Genomic DNA, 21,780 nt, shown 5'->3' with positions numbered 1-21,780 from the left:
CCCCACCCGCCGCCGCCGTGCCCGAAACCCGACCTCGGCCTCCCCGGCCGGCGCGGCTCACGCCCGGTCGCTGGCCCTGGTCTGCACCTCGCCGCCCGGCTCGGCCTCGGCCAGGGTCTCGAACGCGCACGGCTCCATCAGCGATTCGGCCAGCAGGGGCGTCGCCGTCATCTTCACGTCGAAACCGCCCAGCGCGCGCCGGTAGGCCCCCACGCTCTCCCACTCGGTGAGCAGGCACCAGTGCTCCGGCTCGTCCAGCGACCGGGTCAGCTCCCCGCGCAGGTAGCCGGGGCGGGCCGCGAGGGCGGCGAGCGCCGCGTGGGCGCGCTCGACGAACGCCTCCTCGTTGGCGGCGATCACGAATCGATTGAGCATCAGCACCTCACTACAGTAAGGAGGGGCACCTTCTTATCGTTTTACGGGGTAAAGGGTGCCCTTCTTAACGCCAGTCGGAGAGGACCGCAGCTGTGCCCCAGGACGTCGCGAACAACCCGCTGCTGCGCCGGCTGGCCCGGATCCCGAAGGGCACCGCGCTGCTGGGCACACTGGCCCTGCTCCTGGTGGCCGTGCTGCTGCCGAACCCGTACGGCGGCATCCTCCTGCTGGCGCTGGCCGCTGCCCTGGCCGCGCTGCTGGTGACCACCTGGCCGGTGCAGCCCCCGGCGACCCGGGCCCTGCGCGTGGTCGTGCTCACCCTGCTCACCGCCGCCGCCCTGACCCGCCTGTTCTGACCCGCGGGAGGGATATGCACCTATGCGTTTTTGACAATCGTTCTCATTTTCAGGGAGAGTTGACGCCATGCTGAGCCGATCTCTCCAGCGTGCCGCCGTCGCCGGCGTCGCCGCGCTGCTGGCCTTGGGCACCCTCACCGCCTGTTCCGACTCCCCCGCCGACACCTCCGGCCGATTCGACGTCGTCACCGGCTTCTACCCCCTGCAGTTCGTCTCCGAGAAGGTCGGCGGCCCCGACGTGCACGTGGTCGACCTGGCCCAGCCGGGCGCCGAGCCGCACGACATGGAGCTGTCCCCGGCCCAGGTCGCGCAGGTCGCGAACGCGGGACTGGTGATCTACCTGAAGGGCTTCCAGCCGCAGCTCGACGAGGCCGTCGCGCAGAACGCCGCCGATCGCGCGTTCGACGTGGCCACGGTCACCCCGCTCGTCAGCGGCCCCAACCACGAGGGCGCGAACGAGGAGGGCGGCAGCGCCCCCGACCCGCACGTCTGGCTCGACCCGACCCGCCTGGCCGCGATCGCCGGCAGCGTCTCGCACCAGCTGGCCGAACGCGACCCGGCGCACGCGGCGGCCTACGCCGAGCGCGGCGACGCCCTGGTCGCCGAGCTGAACAAGCTGGACGCCGAGTTCACCGCCGGGCTGGCGAACTGCCAACGGCACGAGATCGTGACCAGCCACGCCGCGTTCGGCTACCTCGCCGACCGGTACAAGCTCAAGCAGATCGCGCTGTCCGGGCTGACCCCGGACACCGAGCCCACCCCGCAGCAGGTCGCGGCCGTCGCCGCCGAGGCGCGCAAGTACGGTGCGACCACGATCTTCTTCGAGACGCTCGTGTCGCCGAAGGTCGCGCAGACACTGGCCGAGCAGGTCGGCGCGAAGACCGCCGTGCTCGACCCGTTGGAAGGGCTCGCCGAGGGCGGGACGGGTGACTACTTCTCGGTCATGCGGACCAATCTCGCGACGCTGCGTGCCGCGTTGGGCTGTTCATGAGCCGGTGCGCCGAGCCGGTCATCGCCGCCGACGAGCAGGACGAGGAGAAGGCGTGAACCCCCCGGTTCTCGAGATCAAGCATGGTGCGGTCGCCTACGACCGGCCCGTGCTGCGCGACGTCAATCTGACCGTACGCAGCGGTGAGGTGGTCGCCGTGCTGGGCGCCAACGGCAGCGGCAAGTCCACGATGATCCGGGCCGGGCTCGGCCTGGTCCCGCTGGCCGAGGGCCAGGTGGAGCTGTTCGGCGTCGCACTGCGGCGCTTCCGGAACTGGCAGCGCATCGGGTACGTGCCGCAGCGGCTCGGCGCGGGCGGCGGCGTGCCCGCCACCGTCGGCGAGGTGGTCTCCTCCGGCCGGCTGGCCCGGCGCGGCTTCCCCGGGCTGCTGCGCGCCGGTGACCGGCAGGCCGTCGCGAAGGCGCTGGCCGCGGTCGACCTGACCGACCGGGTGCACGACCCGGTCGCCTCCCTGTCCGGCGGCCAGCAGCAGCGCACCCTGATCGCGCGGGCCCTGGCCGGTGAGCCGGACCTGCTGGTGCTCGACGAGCCCACCGCGGGCGTGGACGCCAAGTCGCAGGAGGCGTTCGCACAGGCGCTGCGCGACTTCGTCCGGCACGGCGGCACGGTGCTGCTGGTCGCGCACGAGCTGGGCCCGCTGCAACCCGTCATCACCCGCGCGGTGGTGGTGCACGACGGGGTCATCGCGCACGACGGCGCGGTGCCGCACCCGGCCGGCCACCACGCCGAACCCGGCCACGACCACGTGCACCCGCACGCCCCGCAGGACCCGCCGAGCATCTGGGGACGCGAATGAACGTGAACCTCATCGAGATCATGTCGCTGCCGTTCATGCAGCGGGCGCTGCTGGGCGCCCTCATCACCGGCCTGATCGCGCCCTCTCTCGGCATCTACCTGGTGCAGCGGCGGATGTCGCTGATCGGCGACGGCATCGGCCACATCGCGCTGACCGGTGTCGGCGTCGGCCTGCTCACCGGCACGTCCCCGGTGCTCACCGCGATCATCGTGTCCGCCCTGGGCGCGGTCGCCGTCGAGCTGATCCGCGAACGCGGCCGCACCTCGGGCGACATCGCGCTGGCGATCCTGTTCTACGGCGGCATCGCGGGCGGCGTCTTCCTGGTCGGGCTCGCCCCCGGCAAGGGCAGCGCCAACCTGACGTCGTACCTGTTCGGCTCGCTGCTCACCACGTCCGCCACGGACCTGATCACGATCGCGATCCTCGGCGCGTGCGTGCTCGCGGTCACCGTCGGGCTGCGGCCCTGGCTGTTCGCGATCTGCCAGGACGAGGAGTACGCCAAGGTCTCCGGCCTGCCGGTGCGCGCGCTGAACCTGCTGCTGGCCGTCATGACCGCGGTGACCGTCACCGTCGCCATGCGCTCGGTCGGCCTGCTGCTGGTCAGCGCGCTGATGGTGGTGCCCGTCGCGGCCGCGCAGCTGGTCTCCCGCGGCTTCGGCGGCACCATGACGCTGGCCATGCTCGGCGGAGTGATCAGCGCCGGGGCCGGGATACTCGTGTCCGCCGGCTACGACACCGCGCCCGGCGCGACCATCGTGCTCGCCGCCATCGCACTGTTCATCCTGGTCGCGGTCGTGGGCACGGCGCTGCGCCGGCGGCGGCGCGCGGACACCGGCGCCGCGGCGGTCTGCGATCCGCCCGAGTGCGTCCTCGACTCATGATTGGGTATGCACCGACGCGCGGGGCTACGGTGGTCGATGTGAGCCAGACGCAGTCCTACGTCCGCGCCGGAGAGCTGCTGCGGGCACTCGCCGCGCCGGTGCGGATCGCGATCGTGACCGAGCTGGCGACGAACGGCGAACGCCACGTGCACGAGCTGGTGGAACGACTGCGGGTGGCCCAGCCGCTGGTCTCCCAGCACCTGCGGGTGCTCCGGGCGGCCGGGGTGGTCCGCGCCGAACGGCACGGCCGCGAGATCGCATACTCCTTGGTGGACGAGCACGTCGCGCACATCGTGGCCGACGCCGTCACCCACGCCGCGGAGCAGCGCCCGTGACCGAAGTCTTCGAGGAGAAAGCATGACGAGCCCACAGGGCACCGCGGCCCGGAACACGCGGCAGCGTTCTGCCGTGGCGACGCTGCTGTCCGAGGTGGAGGGCTTCCACAGCGCGCAGGAGCTGCACGCCATGCTGCGCGATCGGGGCGAGCGGGTCGGCCTGACGACCGTGTACCGCACGCTGCAGGCGCTGGCCGACGCCGGGGACATCGACGTGATGCGCCCGCCGGGCGGCGAGCAGCTGTTCCGGCGCTGCTCCAACGGCCACCACCACCATCTGGTGTGCCGCACCTGCGGGCGTACCGTCGAGGTGGCCGGACCGGCCGTGGAGTCGTGGGCGGACCGGGTCGCGGCGCAGCACGGGTTCGTCGACGTCAGCCATACGCTGGAGATCTTCGGCACCTGCCAGGGCTGCGCGACGACACGGGCCTGACGCGGGGCGTTTATCGATCGCCCCGGTCGATCAGAATGCTGTCATGAAGCTCTATGCGGAGAAGCCGTGGCGGTTCACCCGGCAGATCATCGCCGATGTCACCGCCCTGGTGTGGAGCGCGATCTGGATCTGGGCCGCGATCACGCTGTACGACCTGGTCCAGAAGCTGGCGGTGCCCGGCCAGAAGCTGGAGAGCGCCGGCACCAACCTGGCCGCCGACATGGCGGAGGCGCAGGCGCGCGCCGGGCGCATCCCGCTGGTCGGTGACGAGGTGGGCGCCCCGTTCGGCAGCGCCGCCAACGCCGCGAACTCCATCGCCGAGGCCGGGCGCGACCAGCAGGACGCCATCGCGAACCTGGCGACGGTGCTGGCCTGGCTGACCGCGGGCATACCGGTGCTGATGGCGCTGGCGCTGTGGCTGCCACTGCGACTGTCGTGGATCCGGGCGGCCAGCGTCGCGGCGAAGGTGCGCCGGTATCCGGGTGGGGGCGAGCTGCTGGCGCTGCGGGCGCTGGCCACCGCGCCGCTGCGGCGGCTCGCTTCGCTGGACAGCGGCGTCGTCGCGGGCTGGCGGACCGGCGACCCGGAGGCGATCGAGCAGCTGGCCGCCCTGGAGCTACGCCGCCTCGGCCTGCGCGGCAGCCCACGCCGCTGACCCGGCTCGGCTCGGCGCGGCGCGGCACGTGGGGATGATCGCTGTCTGTGGTCAGAAAGTGTGGTCAGACCGCATGTTCTGACCGTAGACAGCGATCATCGCCGTCAGCCCGAACGGTCCGCGTTAGGAGGGGCACCTTCCTCTACGCATGGCGATGGGAAAGTGCCCCTCCTTCTAGCGGGGTGGGATGCGGCGGCGGGAGTCGGTGGCGGTGGACGGGCCGGGGGTCCAGGTGGAGACCCATTCGCCCTGGTCGGGTGGGCCGATGATGCCGGCTTCGAGGGCCGTGTGGTCGCCGGCGAGGACCTTGCGGGCCAGGGCGACGTCGGCGGCGTCGGTGTTGTTCCAGAGGGCGTGTTCGAGGATGGCGATGCGGCCGCGGGACTGGTGACAGAACAGGTCGGCGAGGTCGCGTTCCTCGGGGCGGCCGGAGGCGGTGGCGCGGGAGCAGACCGCGGCGATGGCGAACAGCTCCGCGCCGATGTCGACGATCCGGCCCAGGAAGGCCTGCCGGTGCTCCAGTTTGCCCTGCCAGCGGGCCATGCCCTGGAAGGTGTTGCGGGCCAGGCGGCGGGCGGCGCGCTCGGCCCAGCGCACGTGTTTGGCGAGCGGACCGAACTGGCGGTAGCCGCCGAACGTGCCCCGGCCCATCGCCAGGGTGGGCAGCCAGCGGCCGTAGAAGCCGGTGGCGCCCAGCAGCGCCCGGCCCTTGGCGCCGACGCTCGACTTCGGGTCGATCAGCGCGCCGGCCACGGACAGGTGCTGGTCCACCGCCTCGCGGGCGATGAACAGGTGCATGATCTCGGTGGAGCCCTCGAAGATGCGGTTGATCCGCAGGTCGCGCAGGAGCTGCTCGACGCCGATCGCCTTCTCGCCGCGGGCGGCCAGCGAGTCCGCGCTCTCGTAGCCGCGCCCGCCCCGGATCTGCACCAGCTCGTCGGCGACCCGCCAGGCCAGCTCGGAGCCGTACAGCTTGACCAGCGCGGCCTCGATCCGGAAGTCGTTGCGGTCGTCGTCGGCGAGCAGGCAGCACAGGTCGAGCATGGACTCCATGCCGTACGTGGTGGCCGCGATGAACGCGATCTTCGTGGCGACGGCCTCGTGCTGGCCGACCGGCCGTCCCCACTGCACCCGCTGCTGCGACCACTGGCGGGCGACGCTCAGCGACCACTTGGACGCGCCGACGCACATCGCGGGCAGCGACAGCCGGCCGGTGTTCAGGGTGCTCAGCGCGATCTTGAGGCCCTGGCCCTCGCCGCCGATGACGTTCTCGGCCGGCACGAAGACGTCGTGGAAACGGGTGACGCTGTTCTCCAGGCCGCGCAGGCCGAGGAAGGCGTTGCGGTTCTCGACGGTGACGCCCTCGGCGTCGCCCTCGACGACGAACGCGGTGATGCCGCCGCGCCGGCCCTCGCCCTTCGGCACCATCGCCATGACCACGAGCAGTGTCGCCACGGTGCCGTTGGTGGCCCACAGCTTGACCCCGTTCAGGCGGTAGCCGCCCTCGACCGGGGTGGCGGTGGCCCCCATCCGGGCCGGGTCGGAGCCGACGTCGGGCTCGGTGAGCAGGAACGCCGACACCTCGCCCGCGGCCAGCCGGGGCAGGAAGCGCTGCTTCTGCTCCTTGGTGCCGAACAGCTTGAGCGGCTGCGGCACGCCGATGGACTGGTGCGCCGACAGCAGCGCACCGATCGCCGGGCTTACCGAGCCGGCCAGCGTCAGCGCGCGGCAGTAGTCGAGGTGGGACAGGCCGAGGCCGCCGTACGCGGGATCGATCTTCATGCCGAACGCGCCGAGTTCGGCCAGGCCGTGGAAGACCTCGTCCGGGATGCGGGCGTCGCGTTCGATGGCGGCCCCGTCGACCTCGGTGCTGACGTACTCGCCGAGCTTTTGCAGGAACTGCTCGGCGTCGGGGTTCGGGGCGGGTTGGGGCCACGGGTGGATCAGGTCCATCCGCAGGCGTCCCAGGAACAACTGCTTGCCGAAACTGGGCTTGCGCCACTCGCTCTCGCGGGCGGCCTCGGCGACCTGCCGGGCCTGTTCCGCGCTCACCTCACGCTGCACCGTCGTCATCGTCGACACCCCTGTCGTCCGGTCGAACGCGGGGTCGCCGGGGCCGCCTCATGAGCGCGCCGCGACGAGCCGTGTTCGGTGGTTTGCGCCCTGAAATCACGCTACCCCGCAGTACTACCGAGCGGTAGCAGTTGGCAAACCAGCGGACAGGGACTACTCGTACTGCTCCGCGGGGGCCTGGATCGGACGCCACTCCAGCACCTCGATGAACGGGATGCTCTCGCCGTTGATCGCGTCGGTGCCCCGCTGGTCGGTGTATGTACCGGTGATCTCCACCCAGCTGTCGGCGGGCAGCCCCGTGGGCACGCTGCCGTTCATGCCGACCTTGATCGGGCGGGCGTCGGCCGCGCAGCAGGACAGGATCATGCGGGTGAGCAGCTGGCCACCGTCGGGGTTGTCCGACAGGAAGCCGGTCACCTTGACCCGGCGCTCGCCGATGGACAGTCCCTTGTCGAAGATCGCCCGGGTGGCGTAGTCGAGCACGCTGATCTCGGCGGGGTCCCCGTCGGGCAGCGCCGGGAAGTCGGAGACCTGCTGCGAGGAGAGCGCCGAACCGGCCTGGCCGGCGGCATAGGATCCGAGCGCGGGCGGGGCCACCAGCAGCAGGCCGAGCACCGGTGCGATCAGCAGCCAGCCGACCCGCGGCTCGCGATGCCCGACGTGGCCGTGATCGTGGTCGGCGTGCTCGTCGTGGTCCGCGCACTCGGTGTCGGCCGCCGCGCCGTGGCGGATGTCGTACCAGAGGGTCATCGCGGCCGCGAGCACCAGCAGCGCGCCCGCGCCGATCAGGAACGGCTGCAGCCCCGCCTTGACGTAGCGCAGGTACATGTCGGTGAGGCTGGCCTTGAGGATCGCGCCGCCGAGCAGCAGCATCACCACGCCCTGGGCTTGACGGTTCACAGCAGCACCATCCCGACTCCGGCGGCGACGACTACCGCCATCACGAACGTGGCCGGGGCGAAGCGCATCGCGAAGCGGCGGCCGAACACCCCCGCCTGCATGGAGATCAGCTTCAGGTCGACCATCGGGCCGACGACCAGGAACGCCAGGCGCGCGGTGAGCGAGAACTGGCTCAGCGACGCGGCGACGAACGCGTCCGCCTCGGAGCAGATGGACAGCAGCACGGCGAGCGCCGCGAGCGCCAGCACCGACAGCACGGGCTGGTCGGCCACGGCCTGCAGCACCGACTCGGGCACCAGCACGTTGATGGTGGCCGCGGCCATCGCGCCCAGCACCAGGAAGCCGCCCGCGTGCACAATGTCGTGGCGGCAGGCCGCCCAGAAGGCCCGCCAGCGGGACAGGTCGTCCAGCTCGGGCCGGTGCGGCAGCCTGATCCACTCCTGCTTGCCCAGCCGCAGCCAGAGCCAGCCCATCACCATGGCCACGATGATGCTGGCCACGCCGCGGGCGACCACCATCTCCGGGTTGTTCGGGAAGGCGACCGCGGTGGCGGTCAGCACGATCGGGTTGATCGCGGGCGCGGCCAGCAGGAACGCCAGCGCGGCGGCGGGCGTGACGCCGCGGCGGATCAGCGAGCCCGCGATCGGCACCGAGCCGCACTCGCAGCCGGGCAGCACCACGCCCGCGCAGCTGGCCACCGGCACGGCGAGGGCCGGGTGCTTGGGCAGCGCCTTCGACCAGAACGAGCGCGGCACGAACACCGCGATCACCGCCGACAGCGCGACGCCGAACACCAAAAACGGCGTGGCCTGGACCATCACCGATACGAACACGGTGGTCCAGGTCTGCAGCAGCGGCGTGGAGATCGCGGCGGCGATCGGCTGCCGGAAGATGAGCAGCGCGATGAGCAGCGCTGCCAGCACCTCGACGGAGCCGATCCGGCCGCCCCACAGCGGCTTGCGGGCCGACCGCCCGGCGGGCGGCGACGGGGGCGCCGCGGGCGGGCGCTGATCGACGGAGGTCACGCGGATCCTTCGCGGTATCGGGGTGTGCCGACCGGCACAGGTTACCGGGCGTGAGTTCGGTGTTAGCCTTTCCGGCACAAGCGCCGCTGTCCAGCGGCCTCATATGAACAAGTAACGACAGGGGAGCGCACAGCGCTGAGAGTGCGGCACACGGCCGCAGACCCTCGAACCTGATCTGGGTAATGCCAGCGCAGGGAGTTCGGTCAACACCTCACCGCCACGCCTGCTTTCGTGATACCCCCCAAATGGGGTATCGCGGACGCGACGTGTGCACTTCTCCTCGTTCGTCCCCTCAACGGACCAGGAGTTATCCATGAACAACTATCGCTGGCGGACGGTCGACATCGTCGTCGCCTCCATCCTCGCCGTCGCCTTCGGCGTCGTCTTCTGGGCCTGGGGCCTGCTGTGGAACGGCCCGGCCGGGGCGATCTTCGGCTCGACGTTCCCGCCTGCCGCGGCCGCCATCTACGGCGTATGGCTGCTGCCCGCCGTGCTCGCCCCGCTGATCATCCGCAAGCCGGGCGCGGCGATCTACACCGAGCTCGTCGCCGCGATCGTGTCGGCGCTGCTCGGCACCTCGTGGGGCATCACCGTGCTCTGGTACGGCCTGGCCCAGGGCGCGGCCGGCGAGCTCGGCTTCCTGCTCGGCGGTTACCGCCGATGGAACCTGAGCCAGTCACTGGTCGCGGCCGCGCTCGCGGGCGCCACCGCGGCCGGGCTCGACCTGTACTACTACTACGCCGACTGGTCGTTCGACTGGAAGGCCGCCTACGTCGCCATCGTCGTGGCCAGCACGCTGCTGTTCGCCGGCGTCGGCGGGCACTTCCTGACCAAGGCCCTGGCCGGCACCGGCGCGCTCGACCGCTTCCCGTCCGGCCGCAGCCGCGACCTGGTCTGATGATCACGCTCGAAGGGTACGGGTGGCGGCACGCCGGCCGCCGCGCGTGGGCGGTGCGCGGGGTCGACCTGCGCATCGAGCGCGGCGAGCGGGTGCTGCTGCTCGGCCCTTCGGGCGCGGGCAAGTCCACGCTGCTGCACGCGCTGGGCGGGCTGCTGCCCGACGACTCCGGCGAGGCCGAGGGCGCACGCAAGGTCGACGCCGAGCGCGTCGGCATCGTGTTCCAGGACCCGCAGTCGCAGCTGGTGATGTCGCGGGCCGGCGACGAGGTCGCGTTCGGCCTGGAGAACATCGGGTGGGCCGCCGACCGCGTCTGGCCACGCGTCGACGAGGTGCTCCACCAGGTCGGTTTCGGCTACGAGCGCGACCGGGCCACCGACACCCTGTCCGGCGGCGAGCAGCAGCGCCTGGTGCTGGCCGGGGCGCTGGCCCCGCGCCCGGAGCTGCTCCTGCTCGACGAGCCGACGGCCAACCTGGACCCGGCCGGGGCCGCCCTGGTCCGCCGGGCGCTGCGCGACGCCGTGGACGCCGACACCACCGTGGTGCTCATCGAGCACCGCATCGCCGAGGTGCTGGACCTGGTCACCCGGGTGGTGGTGCTGGAGCCGGGCGGCGGGGTCCGCGACGACGTCCCGCCCCACCTGCTGTCCGGCCCGCTCGGCGCGGAACTGGCCGCCGCCGGGGTCTGGGTGCCCGGCCACCCCGCGCCCGCCCACCCCGCCGCGCACCCACCCGGCGACACCCTGCTCTCGACCCACGACCTGCGGGTACGCCACCTGCCCTACCCCGACGTCACGGTCCGCGCCGGTCAGGCGCTCGCGGTGACCGGCCCCAACGGCTGCGGCAAGTCGACGCTCGCGCTCGCCCTGGGCGGCCTGCTCAAACCCGCCGGAGGCGAGGTGCGCTCCCCCGACGGACCGCCGCACCGATGGGGGGCCCGCGCGCTGGCGGGCCGGATCGGCTCGGTGTTCCAGAACCCGGAGCACCAGTTCGTGACCGCCACCGTGCGCGACGAGCTGGCGCTGGGCGGCACCGCCCCGGGCCGGGTCGACGAGCTGCTGACCCGGCTGCGGCTGGACCGCCTGGCCGGGGCGAACCCGTTCACGCTGTCCGGCGGCGAGGCCCGGCGGCTGTCCGTGGCCACCGCGCTGGCCGCCCGGCCGCGGCTGCTGATCCTCGACGAGCCCACCTTCGGCCAGGACCGCCGCACCTGGATCGAGCTGGTCGACATGCTGGCCGCGCTCCGCGACGACGGCCACGGCATCGTCACCGTCACCCACGACCCGGACGTGGTCACCACCCTCGCCGACCGCATCCTCGACCTGGGACGGAAGTCATGACCGGAACCGCCGCCGCGCAGTTCGGCCGCACGCCGTGACCCTGCCCGCCGCCACCTCCCCGCAAGCCTCGTTGCAGCGCAACGATGCCCTGCTCGCGCGCCGCACCCCGGTTGCGAAGATCGTCTTTCTGGCGCTGTTCACCACTTCGGCCCTGTTCACCCGGGACGTGGCCGCGCTCGGGTTCGCGCTGGCGGTGACGTTCGCCGTGGCGCCGCTGTTCGGGATCACGCCGTGGGGGCTGCTGCGGCGCGGCTGGCCGGCGCTGCTGGGGGCGGCGACGGTGGTGCTGTCGCTGGCGCTGTTCGCCGCGGACCGGTCGGGCACCGTGCTGGTGGACTTCGGGCCGGTCGTGATCACCTCGACGGTGCTGGCCAACGCGCTGTCGCTGGCGCTGCGGCTGCTGGCCATCGCGCTGCCCAGCATCCTGGTGTTCAGCACCACCGACCCGACCGACCTGGCCGACTCGCTGATCCAGCACGCCCGGGTCTCGCCCCGCTTCGCGATCGGGGCGCTGGCCGCGTTCCGGCTGGTCGGGCTGCTCGGCGACGAGTGGCGGATGATCGCGATGGCGCGCCGGGCCCGCGGCATCGACGCCGGGCGCAACCCGGTGCGCTGGTTCACGCTGTTCGCCAGTACCGCGTTCGGCCTGCTGGTCGGGGCGATCCGGCGGGGCACTCGGCTGGCCGTGGCGATGGACGCCCGCGGCTTCGACTCCGGCCTGCCCCGCACCGTGGCCCGCCCGATGCCCTGGCGCCCCGCCGACTGGCTGCTCGTCGCGGCAGGCGCGCTCCTCGCCGCACTGATCCAGGTGATCGCCCACCGCTGACCCCCGAACGCGAGGACGTCCCCGCAGGACCTGGCCAGCCTGTTGCCTTATCCGTCGGTCACCGACATATTGACGTCAGTGACGGGAGGCGCGGTATGGCGCAGTCGGCGACGCAGCGCATCAGCAGGATCGCAGTAGTGATCCTCGGGCTGGTCCTCGCGGGTCTGGCCGCGACCACGCACCACACCTGGGAGCGGGCGCGGGTGGCCGAACTCGGATGCCGGACCGGACCGCTGCTGCCCACGGTGACCGAGGAGGAGCACCGCGGCTCGTTCCTGTTCCCGTACGGCACGGTCACCTCGTGCCGGGTGCTCGGCGGCGAGGTCGGCCTGTTCAGCGCCGACGCCGACACCGACCTGCTACTGGACACGCGCCGCGGACCGGTCGCCGTGCGGGTCGAGTACCGCGGCATGGCCAACGGCTGGCAGTGGACCGCGAAAGCCACCGAACTCACCGCCGACCAGGCCGCCCATCTGCTGTCCGACGCGGACGAGCAGCGCCTGCGCGCTGCGATCGCGTTCCGCGGCGGCGTGCTAGCCGAGCCATGGACCCTGCACTACGGCGACGGCTGACGAAGATCCATGGACTTGCCCGGCACCTGTGGGTATCCGAGTCCTTGATACGCACAGGTGCCAGGCAAGTCGAACGATCAAGAGCGGCCGGTCAGGCGGTGGGGGCCGGTGGGGCGACCGGGTTGGGCAGGGCGCCGCCGAAGCGGCGGTCCCGCTGGGCGTACAGCTCGCAGGCGTACCACAGGTGGCGGCGGTCGAAGTCGGGCCACAGCGTGTCCAGGTAGACGTGCTCGGCGTACGCGGACTGCCAGAGCAGGAAGTTGCTGGTGCGCTGCTCGCCCGACGGGCGCAGGAACAGGTCCACGTCCGGCACCTCGGGGTGGTAGAGGTACTTCGCGATGGTCTTCTCGTTGACCTTGTCGGCCTTCAGCCGGCCCAGGGCCACGTCCCGCGCGATCGCGGCCGCCGCGTCGGCGATCTCGGCCTGGCCGCCGTAGTTCACGCAGAACTGCAGGGTGAGCTTGCTGTTGCCGCGGCTCATCTGCTCGGCCGTCTCCAGCTCGTCGATGACGCTCTTCCACAGCCGCCCGCGCCGACCCGACCACACGATGCGTACGCCCAGGTCGTTGAGCATGTCGCGGCGGCGGCGGATGACGTCGCGGTTGAAGCCCATCAGGAAGCGCACCTCCTCCGGCGAGCGCTTCCAGTTCTCCGTGGAGAAGGCGTACACCGACAGGTAGGGCACGCCGAGCTCCAGCGCCCCCTCGATGGTGTCGAACAGGGAGAACTCGCCGCGCTTGTGCCCCTCGGTGCGGGGCAGGCCGCGTTCCTTGGCCCAGCGCCCGTTGCCGTCCATGACGATGGCGACGTGCTTGGGCAGCGCGTCGCCGGGCAGCTTGGGCGGGGTCGCGCCGGACGGGTGGGGGGTCGGCGGCTTGGGCTCGCGCCGGGTTCGGATCACGTTGCGTTTCCCCTGTTCGGGCGCGGGACCGGACTCAGCCCGGTTCCCGGCGATCAACCAACGGCAGAGAGCGTAGCTGCCGTTCCAGGTGCCACTGCAAATGCGCCGCCACGAAACCCGCACACTCGCGCTGCACCGGCGGCTCGGTCCGCTCCGCCGCGGGCCAGTCGCCCTCCAGCAGGGCCGACATCAGATCGAGGGTGGCCGGGTCGGGATGGGCGGCGCCGGGCGGGCGGCAGTTCAGGCAGGTGACACCCCCGGCGGGTACGGAGAACGCCCGGTGCGGCCCCTCCTCGCCGCACACCGCGCAGTCGCGCAGTGCCGGGGCCCAGCCGGCCTGGGCCATGGCCCGCAGCAGGTAGGCGTCGAGCACCAGCGGGCCGGGCCGTCGCCCTTCGGCGAGCGCTCGCAGCGCGCCCAGGGTGAGCTGGTAGAGCCGCAGCGCGGGCTCCCGCTCGACCGGGGTCAGCCGCTCGGCCAGCTCCACGATCGCGCTGGCCGCGGTGTAGCGCGGGTAGTCGGTCAGGAAGCGGCGGCCGAACAGGTCACGGCCCTCGACCTGGGTGACGGTGTCCAGCGAGCTGCCCTCGCTGCACTGGACGTCGACGTGCCCGAACGGCTCCAGCCGTGCCCCGAAGCGCGAGGTGGTCCGGCGTACGCCCTTGGCGACCGCGCGCACCCGGCCGTGCTGGCGGGTCAGCAGCGTAACGATCCGGTCGGCCTCGCCGAGCTTCTGCACGCGCAGCACGAGGGCGTCATCGCGATAGAGCGGTCGACGCATACCCGGCATGGCGACGACCCTACCGGCCCACGCCGACTAGAAGCCCAGCCGCCGGAGCTGGCGGGGGTCGCGCTGCCAGTCCTTGGCGACGCGGACGTGGAGATCCAGGTAGACCTTGGTGCCGAGCAGCTCCTGGATGTCGAGGCGTGCCTTGGTGCCGACCTCCTTGAGGCGGGAGCCGCGCGCGCCGATCATGATGGCCTTCTGGCTCTGCCGCTCGATGTAGATGTCGGCGTACACCTTGGTCAGGCCGTCCTCGGGGATGATCTCCTGGATCAGCACCGCGATCGAGTGCGGCAGCTCGTCGCGCACCCCCTCCAGCGCGGCCTCGCGGATCATCTCGCCGATCAGCACGTGCTCGGGCTCGTCGGTGAGCATGTCGTCCGGGTAGAGCTGCGGGGACTTCGGCAGGTGCCCGACCATCACGTCGACCAGCGTGTCGAGCTGCGAGTTCGCCACCGCGCTGACCGGCACCACATCGGCGAACTCGCCGAGGGCGTTGACCGCGAGCAGCTGCTTGGCCAGGGTCTCCTTGTCGACCAGGTCGGTCTTGGTGACCACGGCGACCACGGTGGCCTTCAGCGCGGCGATCTCGCCGGCGATGAACGTGTCGCCCTTGCCGACGGGCTCGTTGGCGGGGATGCACAGGCCGATCACGTCGACCTCGCTCCAGGTGGCCCGGACCAGGTCGTTGAGGCGCTCGCCGAGCAGGGTGCGCGGGCGGTGCAGACCCGGGGTGTCCACCAGCACCAGCTGGGAGTCGGCCCGGTGCAGCACGGCGCGGATGATGTGCCGCGTCGTCTGCGGTTTGTTCGACGTGATCGCGATCTTCTGCCCGATGATCGCGTTCGTCAGAGTCGACTTGCCCGCGTTCGGCCGCCCCACGAAGCAGGCGAACCCGGCACGGTATGAGTTATCCGCCACCTGCTCAACCTACCGTCAGGGCAGGAAGGCAAGCTCATCGGCGTACCCGCGGCGACCGGCGGACTGCTCGGCCACGAGCGCGGCGAACAGGTCGTCGACCGGGGTCTGCAGCAGGTCGGCCAGCGGGAGCAGGGTCGTCACGCCGTCCGCGTACGCCCCGAACAGCTCGCCCACCAGCCGCGCGGGCAGCCGCGGGGCCTGCGCCGCGCCCAGCCGGGCGAGCAGCGCCGCCCGGCCGACGGGTCCGTGCTGGCAGCGGGCCGCCGTCCACAGGCCGAGCTCGGCCTGCCGGGCCGCGTCGAGCAGGCCGAGCCCGCGCAGCCGGGCCGCCATCGCCCCGGCCGAGACGCCGAACAGCGCGACCAGCGCGGCGAACACCGCGTCGGTGACCGGGGCCGAGAGCCGCAGCCCGGCGGGCACCGGATCGGTGACCGGACCCGGAGCCCCCGGCGGCATGGGCCCGGTGACCGGCGTCGCGGCCGCCGCCTGCAGCTCGTCGGCGGGCATCAGGAACGCGGCGGCGAAGGCGTCGGCGCGCTGCTCCAGCCCGGCACGCTGGCGGCCGGGTGCGAGGTGCTGGTCGAGCAGCGGCTGCTCGGCGTCGCCGGCCAGCACGTGGCCCAGGGCGTGCGCGAGCGCGAAACGCTGCCGGGTGAACTGGCTGGTGACGTTGGCCAGCACCAGCCTGCCGTGCGCGGACTGCCAGGCCAGGGCGTCCGCGCCGCCGGGCAGCGCGGTGAACGCCACGTCCACCGCGAACGCCTGCTCGACGGCGGCCGCCAGGTCGGCGGTGAGCAGCGCGCCCAGGCGCGGCACTCCGCCGGCACGCAGCGTGGCGAGGGCTCGTTCCGCCAGCGCGCGACCCGCGGCCACCGGCGGCCCAGCGGGCGGTGCGGGCAGGCGGGGCAGCGGCGGGCGGCGGCCCAGCAGGCGCAGCCGCTCGTATGCCGCGGCGTAGCGGTCGACCAGCGTGCGGATCTCGTCACCCGCGCTCGGCTCCACGGCGGGCAGCGCGGGTTCCCGGGTGCGGCCGGTCAGCAGCCAGTCCACGCTGACGTCCCCGGCGTCGGCGATGAGCGCCAGCTCCAGCGAGGTGAAGCGGCGCACGGCGTTGAGCGACTTGGACAGTTTGTCGGCGCTGATGCCGACCAGCTCGCTGAAGGCGGCCTGGCTGGACGAGACACGGGTGATCACCGAACGGACGCGGTCGATCACGCCTTCATCCATGGCCATCACCGTAATGAGCAGTCGCGATAATCGCAACGGCCGTCAGGACGGTTGACACACCCCCGCCCCGCGGTCACCACGGAGGCCGGCCGCTCCGGTACGGTGATCTCCGTGGAGCTGCTGCACTCGGGCAAGGTCAGGGACGTCTACCGCGACGGCGCGGACATCATTCTGGTGGCGTCGGACCGGCTCTCGGTCTACGACGTGATCCTGCCGACGCCGGTGCCGGACAAGGGCCGGGTGCTCACCCAGCTCTCGCTGTGGTGGTTCGAGCAGCTCAAGGACGTCGTGCCGAACCACGTCATCTCCGGCGACGACGTGCCGGCCGAGTTCGCCGGGCGCGCGGTGCGCTGCCGCTCGCTGACCATGGTGCCGGTGGAGTGCGTGGCGCGCGGCTACCTGACCGGCGGCGGTCTCAAGGAGTACCTGGCGGGCGGTTCCGTGTCCGGGGTCGTGCTGCCGGCGGGGCTGACCGAGGCGTCGCGGCTGGACGAGCCGGTCTTCACGCCGTCGACCAAGGCCCCGGTCGGCGAGAAGGACCAGCCGATGACCTATCCGGAGGTCGAGGACGAGGTCGGCGCGGACACCGCGGCCCGGCTGCGCGACATCACCCTCGCTGTGTACGCCCGGGGCCGGGACATCGCCGCCGAGCGGGGCATCATCCTGGCCGACACGAAGATCGAGCTGGGCTGGGCCGCCGACGGCACGCTGGTGCTGGGCGACGAGGTGCTCACCCCCGACTCCTCCCGCTTCTGGCCCGCCGACGGGTACGCCCCCGGCCGGGTGCAGCCGAGCTTCGACAAGCAGTTCGTGCGCGACTGGGCGGTCGGCACCGGCTGGGACAAGACGGCTCCCGCCCCCGAGGTGCCCGAGGACATCATCGCGGCCACCCGGGCGCGGTACATCGAGGCGTACGAGCGGCTCACCGGCCTGGCCTGGTCCTGACCCGACGGTCGTTGCCCGGCCCGCGAGGACCGAGCTAGCCTGGCGGTATGGCGCGCGAGACCTACCTGGAGACCCGGCGGCGACTCGGCCTGCCGGACATCCCGCAGGAGCTGCTCGACGAGTTCCGCGCCCAGCTGGAGCTGGAGGAACAGCGCCGCAACGATCCGGAGTGGATCGCCGAGCAGGAGGCCGGCTACGAGGCCATGATGGCCCGGCTGCAGCGGAAGACCCGGTGAGGGCGGCCGGCCGCATCCTCGACACCGGCGCGATCCGGCGTTACGTGGCCGCGGACAGCCTGACCGTCAGCGCCGCGCTGGCGGGTCTGGAGGCGGGCGGGTTCACCGCGCTGGTGCCCGCGCTGTGCCTGAGCGAGGCGTACTGGGCCGCCGACCGCGCCGACGAGCCGATGCTGGACGTGCTGCGCACGCTGCCGCAGGTCGAGGTCGTCCCACTGAGCGCCGGGGACGCACAGGCCGTCGGCGGCCTGGCTCACCACCTGGGCACCCTCGGCCTGGCCCACGCCTGCCTGCTCGCGGCGGTGCTGCGGGTGCCCCTGATGACCACCGAACCCGCGCTGGCGGGCAAGATTCTCGGCGCTGACCTGCTGCGGGAAGTGTGAACCCGAACGCGATTTCAGATTTTGTCGCATTTCTTCACATAAGCGCCGTATCACACCGATCATAGAGACATGCGTTCTCTGCTCGGCGTGTCGCTTGTCATCTCGTCCGTCCTGCTCGGCAGCCCCGCGTCCGCGGCGGCCGGAGCCGACGCGGGCGCGGGGCCACCGGTGCCCCAGGTAGTCTCGGCGGACCCGGTGGACTGGACCCCGCACGTCACTGACGGGCAGGTCTGGGCCATGGCCCTGCTCGGCGACACGGTCGTGGTGGGCGGGAACTTCAACGCCACCACCGACGCGCACCGCCGAGCCGCGGTGACCCGCCGCCACCTGATGGCGTTCCGCCTGTCCGACGGCCAGATCACCGACTTCGCGCCGGAGCTGGACGGGCCGGTCTACGCCCTCGCCGAAGGCCCCGACGGCAGCCTGCTGGTGGGCGGCGACTTCACCAAGGTCAACGGCCGGAACCGCCGCTCGCTGGCCCGCCTCGACCTGGCCACCGGCCGGCTGCACCGCGGCTTCTACGCCCCGGTCGACGGCGACGTGCGCACGCTCGCGGTGTCGGGCGGCACGCTCTACGTCGGCGGCTACTACCGCTCCGTCAGCGGCGTGCCGCGCGCCGGGCTGGCCCGGGTCGACGCCCTGTCCGGCCGCCTCGACGAGGGCTTCGACGCGGGTCTGTCGGATGCGGTGGAGAACTACCCCCGCGCCGAGGCGATGAGCCTGTCCCCCGACGGCACCCGGCTCGTCGTGATCGGAAACTTCGCGCGGGTGCAGGGCCTGGACCGCCAGCAGCTGGTCAGCCTCGACGTCACCGGCCCGCAGGCCGTGGTCAGCGACTGGTCCACCGCCTTCTACGGCGTCGACCGTTGCGACGCCCGCTTCGACAGCTACGTGCGCGGCATCGACCACTCCCCCGACGGCTCCTACTTCGTGGTCGTCACCACCGGCCACGACTCCGGACCGGACCTGCCCTGCACCGCCGCCGCCCGGTTCGAGACCGCCGGCTCCGGCGAGCACCACCCCACCTGGATCAACCACACCGGCGGCCACTCCCTGTACGCCGTGGCCGCCACCGGTCCGGCCGTCTACGTCGGCGGGCACCAGCTCTGGCAGGACAACACGTACGGGCAGAAGACGAAGGGCCCCGGCGCGGTGGACCGGCCCGGCATCGCCGCGCTCGACCCGGTCACCGGCCGCGCCCTGGACTGGAACCCCACCCGCAGCCGCGGCCAGGGCGTACGCGCCTTCGTGGTCAGCCCGCAGGGCCTGCTGGTCGGCTCCGACACCGACGAGCTGGCCCGCGAGTACCACGCCCGCGTCGGCCTGTTCCCGTACCCGCCGGTCGGCGTGCCCTCCTGAGCGGCACCGTCCGGCACCACCTCACCGGACGAGGCCCCGTCTCCGCCGCGTGGGTCGGCGGAAACGGGGCCTCGAGCCTCAGTGCCTCATCGCCCGCGGCCTCGGGCTTCGGGCTTCAGACCCGCAGGGCCTCAGCGGAACCACTCGACCAGGTCGTCCCAGAGACCGATGAGGGCGGTCGCCACGTACGGGCCGGGCTCGGCCGGGCGCGGCCGGTGCCCCGGCGCCACCGGAGGACCAGACGGCTCCGGCGCGGCCGACGGGTCCACGATCGGTTCCACGGGCGGTGCGGACGGATCCACAATGGGGTCCGACGGCGGAGCAGACGGGTCGACAATCGGGTCCACCGGCGGAGCCGACGGATCCACGATCGGGTCCACCGGCGGCGCGGACGGGTCCACGATGGGGTCCGACGGCGGCGCAGACGGGTCCACCGGCGGAGCCGACGGGTCCACGATCGGGTCCACCGGCGGAGCCGACGGATCCACGATCGGGTCCACCGGCGGCGCGGACGGGTCGACGATCGGGTCCGACGGTGGCGCAGACGGGTCGACGATCGGCGGTTCCACCGGGTCGGCCGACGGGTCCGCCGAGGGGGACACCTTCAGCGCCGAGCTGATGTGCGCCGGCTTCGCCCGGCCGGACGGCGGCGCCGAGGGCTCGGGTGCCAGTGACGGCGCGACCGAGGGCTCGGGCAGCACCGACGGCGCGACCGAGGGTTCCGGTGCACCCGATGGCGCGACCGAAGGCTCGGGTGCGCCCGACGGCAGGAGCACCGCGGAAGCGGACGGGTCCGGGTTCGGAGTGTCCGACGGGTCCGGGTCCGCGGAGTGCGACGGGTGCGGGCCGGCGCTGGCCGACGGGTCCGGCTCGGCGGTGTCCGACGGGTCCGGTTCCGGCGCGACCGGCGGCGTGACCGTGCCCTCGGCCGGGCAGGTGCGGGCCAGTACGAACAGCGGTGCGGTGCCGGTGATCTCGGCCTTGGCCCCGGTGAGGGTCCAGCCCTCCGGCAGGGCCGCCCAGGCCTTGCTGGTGTTCGCCCGCAGCACGACACCGCCGCCCTCGGCGGGGACGACCGCGGTGGCTTCGGTGCCCTCGGGGGTGGTGAACGTGGCGGTGACGCTGACGAAGTCGCCCGTCTTGGCGTGGTCGCCGGGCAGCTTGAAGACCCAGACGTCCTGACCGGACAGCGGCCCGCCGCCGAAGGCCGGATCGCAGACGTGGTTCTCGAACGCCGCCGCGGTGAAGCCCACGCTCGCCGGCAGGATGTCGACGGGCGCGTTCGCCCACGCTTTCGCGGGCTGGCCGCCGAGGTCGGTCCCCGCGAACACCAGGGCCATCCCGAAGGTCAGCACCGCCATCCCGCAGGCGGCGAGTGGTCGATTCCCCGGCCGGATGAGCCGGAAGTTGAGACGTCGCATGCATACCTCCACTGAGCTCGACGCAGCCCAGGGACTACCCGCGGTTTTTCGCCTCAAACCGGACTAATCAGATTATTTGGGAAATTCAGGAGATCAGTGCAGCGTGCTGACCTGCCCGGTGCTGTCCCGTACCACCAGCTCCGCCGGGGCGGGCACGAGCCGGCCGCCGGGCTCGTCGTCGAGCAGCAGCCGCATCGCCCGCGCCCCGATGTCGGCCAGCTGCAGGCGCACCGTGGTCAGCGCCGGGGTCAGGTCGGTCGCGACGGGCAGGTCGTCGAAGCCCGCCACCGAGACCTGCTCCGGCACGGGTCGGCCCAGCTCCCGCAGGGCGGCCAGGGCCCCGGCCGCCATCAGGTCGTTCAACGCGAAGACCGCGGTCAGCTCGGGGTGGCGACCCAGCAGCTCGTGGGTCGCCGCGCGACCGCCCTCGCGGGTGAAGTCCGCGTGGACCAGCCGGGGTCCGGCCACCACGGAGGTGAAGCCGGCCAGCCGCTGCGCGACCGTGGCCAGGCCCGCCGGACCGGTGATCACGCCGATCTCGCGGTGGCCCAGGCCCACCAGGTGCTCGGCGATGAGGCGGCCGCCGCCGTACTGGTCGGGCTCGACGGTGTCGATGCCGGTGCCGTGCGCGCCGATCGCGGCGACCCGCCCGCCCGACTCGGCGAACGCCGCCACCTCCTCGGCGAACGGCTCGCCGACGAACGCCGAGCCCGCCAGCAGCACCGCGCGGGCCCGCTGCGCGCGCAGCCGGGCCAGGTAGTCGCGCTCCAGCCCCGGATCGCGGAAGGTGTTGGCCACCAGCACCATCAGGTCGTGCTCGCGGGCCACGTCCATCGCGCCGGCGGCGATGGCGGCGAAGTAGGGGTCGGCGATGTCGTGCACCAGCACCCCGACGACGGTGCTGCGGGAGCGGGCCAGCGACTGCGCCGGGGCGTGCGCGACGTAGCGCAGCTCGCCGGCGGCGGCGGTGACCCGCTCGGCCAGCGCCTCGGCCACCCTGCGCCCGCCGCTGCCGTGCAGCACGCGGGACGCGGTGGCCAGCGAGACACCGGCCGCCGTGGCGACCTGCTGCAGCGTGACGGCGCCGCCGGGCGCTCTGGTTGACGAGGTTCGAGGCATGGGCGTAGGG

At 72.8% G+C, this 21,780-nt stretch carries 25 protein-coding genes and 1 riboswitch; of the genes, 15 read left to right on the top strand and 10 right to left on the bottom strand.

Translation table 11 applies throughout. From position 1 onward, the window contains the following. Positions 1 to 57: 57 nt before the first annotated feature. A complete protein-coding gene (locus tag HAV39_RS22925) occupies positions 58 to 381 on the bottom strand; it encodes an antibiotic biosynthesis monooxygenase family protein (RefSeq protein WP_120316467.1) in 324 nt (107 codons plus the stop codon). 86 nt (positions 382 to 467) lie between these two features. On the opposite strand from HAV39_RS22925, the gene HAV39_RS22920 reads away from it, so the two are divergent. From HAV39_RS22920 to HAV39_RS22890, 7 genes are all read left to right on the top strand, one after another. Further along, entirely contained in the window at positions 468 to 731 is a 264-nt protein-coding gene (locus HAV39_RS22920; RefSeq protein ID WP_239120286.1) for a hypothetical protein, read from the top strand. Between the two features lie 67 nt (positions 732 to 798). Beyond that, the gene (locus HAV39_RS22915) at positions 799 to 1,722 is read left to right on the top strand and encodes a metal ABC transporter substrate-binding protein (RefSeq protein ID WP_191841206.1); all 924 of its coding nucleotides are present in this window, start codon (positions 799 to 801) and stop codon (positions 1,720 to 1,722) included. Positions 1,723 to 1,774: 52 nt separating this feature from the next. Further along, positions 1,775 to 2,536 carry a metal ABC transporter ATP-binding protein gene (locus tag HAV39_RS22910; RefSeq protein ID WP_120316470.1) on the top strand — a complete coding sequence of 254 codons (762 nt, stop codon included), beginning with the start codon at positions 1,775 to 1,777 and terminating at the stop codon, positions 2,534 to 2,536. Positions 2,537 to 2,547: 11 nt separating this feature from the next. Next, positions 2,548 to 3,417, top strand: a complete 870-nt coding sequence (locus tag HAV39_RS22905; RefSeq protein ID WP_120321417.1) for a metal ABC transporter permease — start codon at positions 2,548 to 2,550, stop codon at positions 3,415 to 3,417. Beyond that, entirely contained in the window at positions 3,414 to 3,752 is a 339-nt protein-coding gene (locus HAV39_RS22900) for an ArsR/SmtB family transcription factor (RefSeq protein WP_144119453.1), read from the top strand. The genes HAV39_RS22905 and HAV39_RS22900 overlap by 4 nt, the downstream gene beginning before the upstream one ends. 22 nt (positions 3,753 to 3,774) lie before the next feature. Then, positions 3,775 to 4,185, top strand: a complete 411-nt coding sequence (locus HAV39_RS22895; protein WP_120316472.1) for a Fur family transcriptional regulator — start codon at positions 3,775 to 3,777, stop codon at positions 4,183 to 4,185. 43 nt (positions 4,186 to 4,228) lie between these two features. Further along, the gene (locus HAV39_RS22890) at positions 4,229 to 4,840 is read left to right on the top strand and encodes a hypothetical protein (protein WP_120316473.1); all 612 of its coding nucleotides are present in this window, start codon (positions 4,229 to 4,231) and stop codon (positions 4,838 to 4,840) included. Between the two features lie 174 nt (positions 4,841 to 5,014). Here the strand turns inward: HAV39_RS22890 and HAV39_RS22885 are convergent, their stop codons facing one another. The 3 genes from HAV39_RS22885 to HAV39_RS22875 all read right to left on the bottom strand — a co-directional run bounded on the left by HAV39_RS22885 (position 5,015) and on the right by HAV39_RS22875 (position 8,844). Beyond that, complete coding sequence (locus HAV39_RS22885; protein WP_191841205.1) at positions 5,015 to 6,913, bottom strand: acyl-CoA dehydrogenase family protein; 1,899 nt, start codon at positions 6,911 to 6,913, stop codon at positions 5,015 to 5,017. A gap of 153 nt (positions 6,914 to 7,066) precedes the next feature. Then, the gene (locus tag HAV39_RS22880; protein WP_191841204.1) at positions 7,067 to 7,813 is read right to left on the bottom strand and encodes a TIGR03943 family putative permease subunit; all 747 of its coding nucleotides are present in this window, start codon (positions 7,811 to 7,813) and stop codon (positions 7,067 to 7,069) included. Then, positions 7,810 to 8,844, bottom strand: a complete 1,035-nt coding sequence (locus tag HAV39_RS22875; RefSeq protein ID WP_373311633.1) for a permease — start codon at positions 8,842 to 8,844, stop codon at positions 7,810 to 7,812. Before HAV39_RS22875 ends, HAV39_RS22880 begins: the two co-directional genes overlap by 4 nt. Positions 8,845 to 8,947: 103 nt before the next feature. Then, a riboswitch (TPP riboswitch) is annotated at positions 8,948 to 9,053 on the top strand. A gap of 98 nt (positions 9,054 to 9,151) precedes the next feature. On the opposite strand from HAV39_RS22875, the gene HAV39_RS22870 reads away from it, so the two are divergent. The 4 genes from HAV39_RS22870 (at position 9,152) to HAV39_RS22855 (ending at position 12,474) form a co-directional block, all read left to right on the top strand. Beyond that, the gene (locus tag HAV39_RS22870) at positions 9,152 to 9,736 is read left to right on the top strand and encodes an ECF transporter S component (RefSeq protein ID WP_191841202.1); all 585 of its coding nucleotides are present in this window, start codon (positions 9,152 to 9,154) and stop codon (positions 9,734 to 9,736) included. After that, entirely contained in the window at positions 9,736 to 11,076 is a 1,341-nt protein-coding gene (locus tag HAV39_RS22865; protein ID WP_191841201.1) for an ABC transporter ATP-binding protein, read from the top strand. Before HAV39_RS22870 ends, HAV39_RS22865 begins: the two co-directional genes overlap by 1 nt. 40 nt (positions 11,077 to 11,116) lie before the next feature. Continuing rightward, positions 11,117 to 11,902: an energy-coupling factor transporter transmembrane component T family protein gene (locus HAV39_RS22860; RefSeq protein ID WP_191841316.1), complete on the top strand. Its 786-nt coding sequence runs from the start codon at positions 11,117 to 11,119 to the stop codon at positions 11,900 to 11,902. Between the two features lie 95 nt (positions 11,903 to 11,997). Then, complete coding sequence (locus tag HAV39_RS22855; RefSeq protein WP_191841200.1) at positions 11,998 to 12,474, top strand: hypothetical protein; 477 nt, start codon at positions 11,998 to 12,000, stop codon at positions 12,472 to 12,474. A 91-nt stretch (positions 12,475 to 12,565) separates the two neighbouring features. On the opposite strand, the gene HAV39_RS22850 is transcribed toward HAV39_RS22855, so the two are convergent. The 4 genes from HAV39_RS22850 to HAV39_RS22835 are packed head-to-tail and all read right to left on the bottom strand — an operon-like array spanning position 12,566 to position 16,307. Further along, positions 12,566 to 13,375 (bottom strand): isoprenyl transferase, encoded by an 810-nt coding sequence (locus HAV39_RS22850; protein WP_120316479.1) that lies wholly within the window; start codon positions 13,373 to 13,375, stop codon positions 12,566 to 12,568. Between the two features lie 34 nt (positions 13,376 to 13,409). Continuing rightward, complete coding sequence (gene recO / locus HAV39_RS22845) at positions 13,410 to 14,165, bottom strand: DNA repair protein RecO (protein WP_191841199.1); 756 nt, start codon at positions 14,163 to 14,165, stop codon at positions 13,410 to 13,412. Positions 14,166 to 14,192: 27 nt separating this feature from the next. After that, entirely contained in the window at positions 14,193 to 15,080 is an 888-nt protein-coding gene (gene era / locus HAV39_RS22840) for a GTPase Era (protein ID WP_191841198.1), read from the bottom strand. A gap of 15 nt (positions 15,081 to 15,095) precedes the next feature. Then, positions 15,096 to 16,307: a helix-turn-helix domain-containing protein gene (locus tag HAV39_RS22835; RefSeq protein ID WP_191841197.1), complete on the bottom strand. Its 1,212-nt coding sequence runs from the start codon at positions 16,305 to 16,307 to the stop codon at positions 15,096 to 15,098. 111 nt (positions 16,308 to 16,418) lie between these two features. Here HAV39_RS22835 and HAV39_RS22830 point away from each other — a divergent pair, with 111 nt between their 5' ends. From HAV39_RS22830 to HAV39_RS22815, 4 genes are all read left to right on the top strand, one after another. Further along, complete coding sequence (locus tag HAV39_RS22830) at positions 16,419 to 17,252, top strand: phosphoribosylaminoimidazolesuccinocarboxamide synthase (protein WP_191841196.1); 834 nt, start codon at positions 16,419 to 16,421, stop codon at positions 17,250 to 17,252. A 47-nt stretch (positions 17,253 to 17,299) separates the two neighbouring features. Next, complete coding sequence (locus HAV39_RS22825; RefSeq protein ID WP_191841195.1) at positions 17,300 to 17,488, top strand: hypothetical protein; 189 nt, start codon at positions 17,300 to 17,302, stop codon at positions 17,486 to 17,488. Next, a complete protein-coding gene (locus tag HAV39_RS22820) occupies positions 17,485 to 17,871 on the top strand; it encodes a hypothetical protein (RefSeq protein ID WP_191841194.1) in 387 nt (128 codons plus the stop codon). Before HAV39_RS22825 ends, HAV39_RS22820 begins: the two co-directional genes overlap by 4 nt. A gap of 69 nt (positions 17,872 to 17,940) precedes the next feature. Beyond that, complete coding sequence (locus tag HAV39_RS22815) at positions 17,941 to 19,230, top strand: SMP-30/gluconolactonase/LRE family protein (RefSeq protein WP_191841193.1); 1,290 nt, start codon at positions 17,941 to 17,943, stop codon at positions 19,228 to 19,230. Positions 19,231 to 19,361: 131 nt separating this feature from the next. Here HAV39_RS22815 and HAV39_RS43305 read toward each other — a convergent pair whose 3' ends face one another. Both HAV39_RS43305 and HAV39_RS22805 read right to left on the bottom strand, forming a co-directional pair. Next, entirely contained in the window at positions 19,362 to 20,651 is a 1,290-nt protein-coding gene (locus HAV39_RS43305) for a hypothetical protein (protein WP_191841192.1), read from the bottom strand. Positions 20,652 to 20,744: 93 nt separating this feature from the next. Then, positions 20,745 to 21,770: a LacI family DNA-binding transcriptional regulator gene (locus HAV39_RS22805; protein ID WP_191841191.1), complete on the bottom strand. Its 1,026-nt coding sequence runs from the start codon at positions 21,768 to 21,770 to the stop codon at positions 20,745 to 20,747. Positions 21,771 to 21,780 lie beyond the last annotated feature (10 nt).

The organism is Catellatospora chokoriensis (assembly GCF_011297315.1).
Taxonomy (GTDB): domain Bacteria; phylum Actinomycetota; class Actinomycetes; order Mycobacteriales; family Micromonosporaceae; genus Catellatospora; species Catellatospora citrea.
Note: the sequence above shows the minus strand (reverse complement) of the source record. Positions and strands in the feature narration are given on the sequence as shown.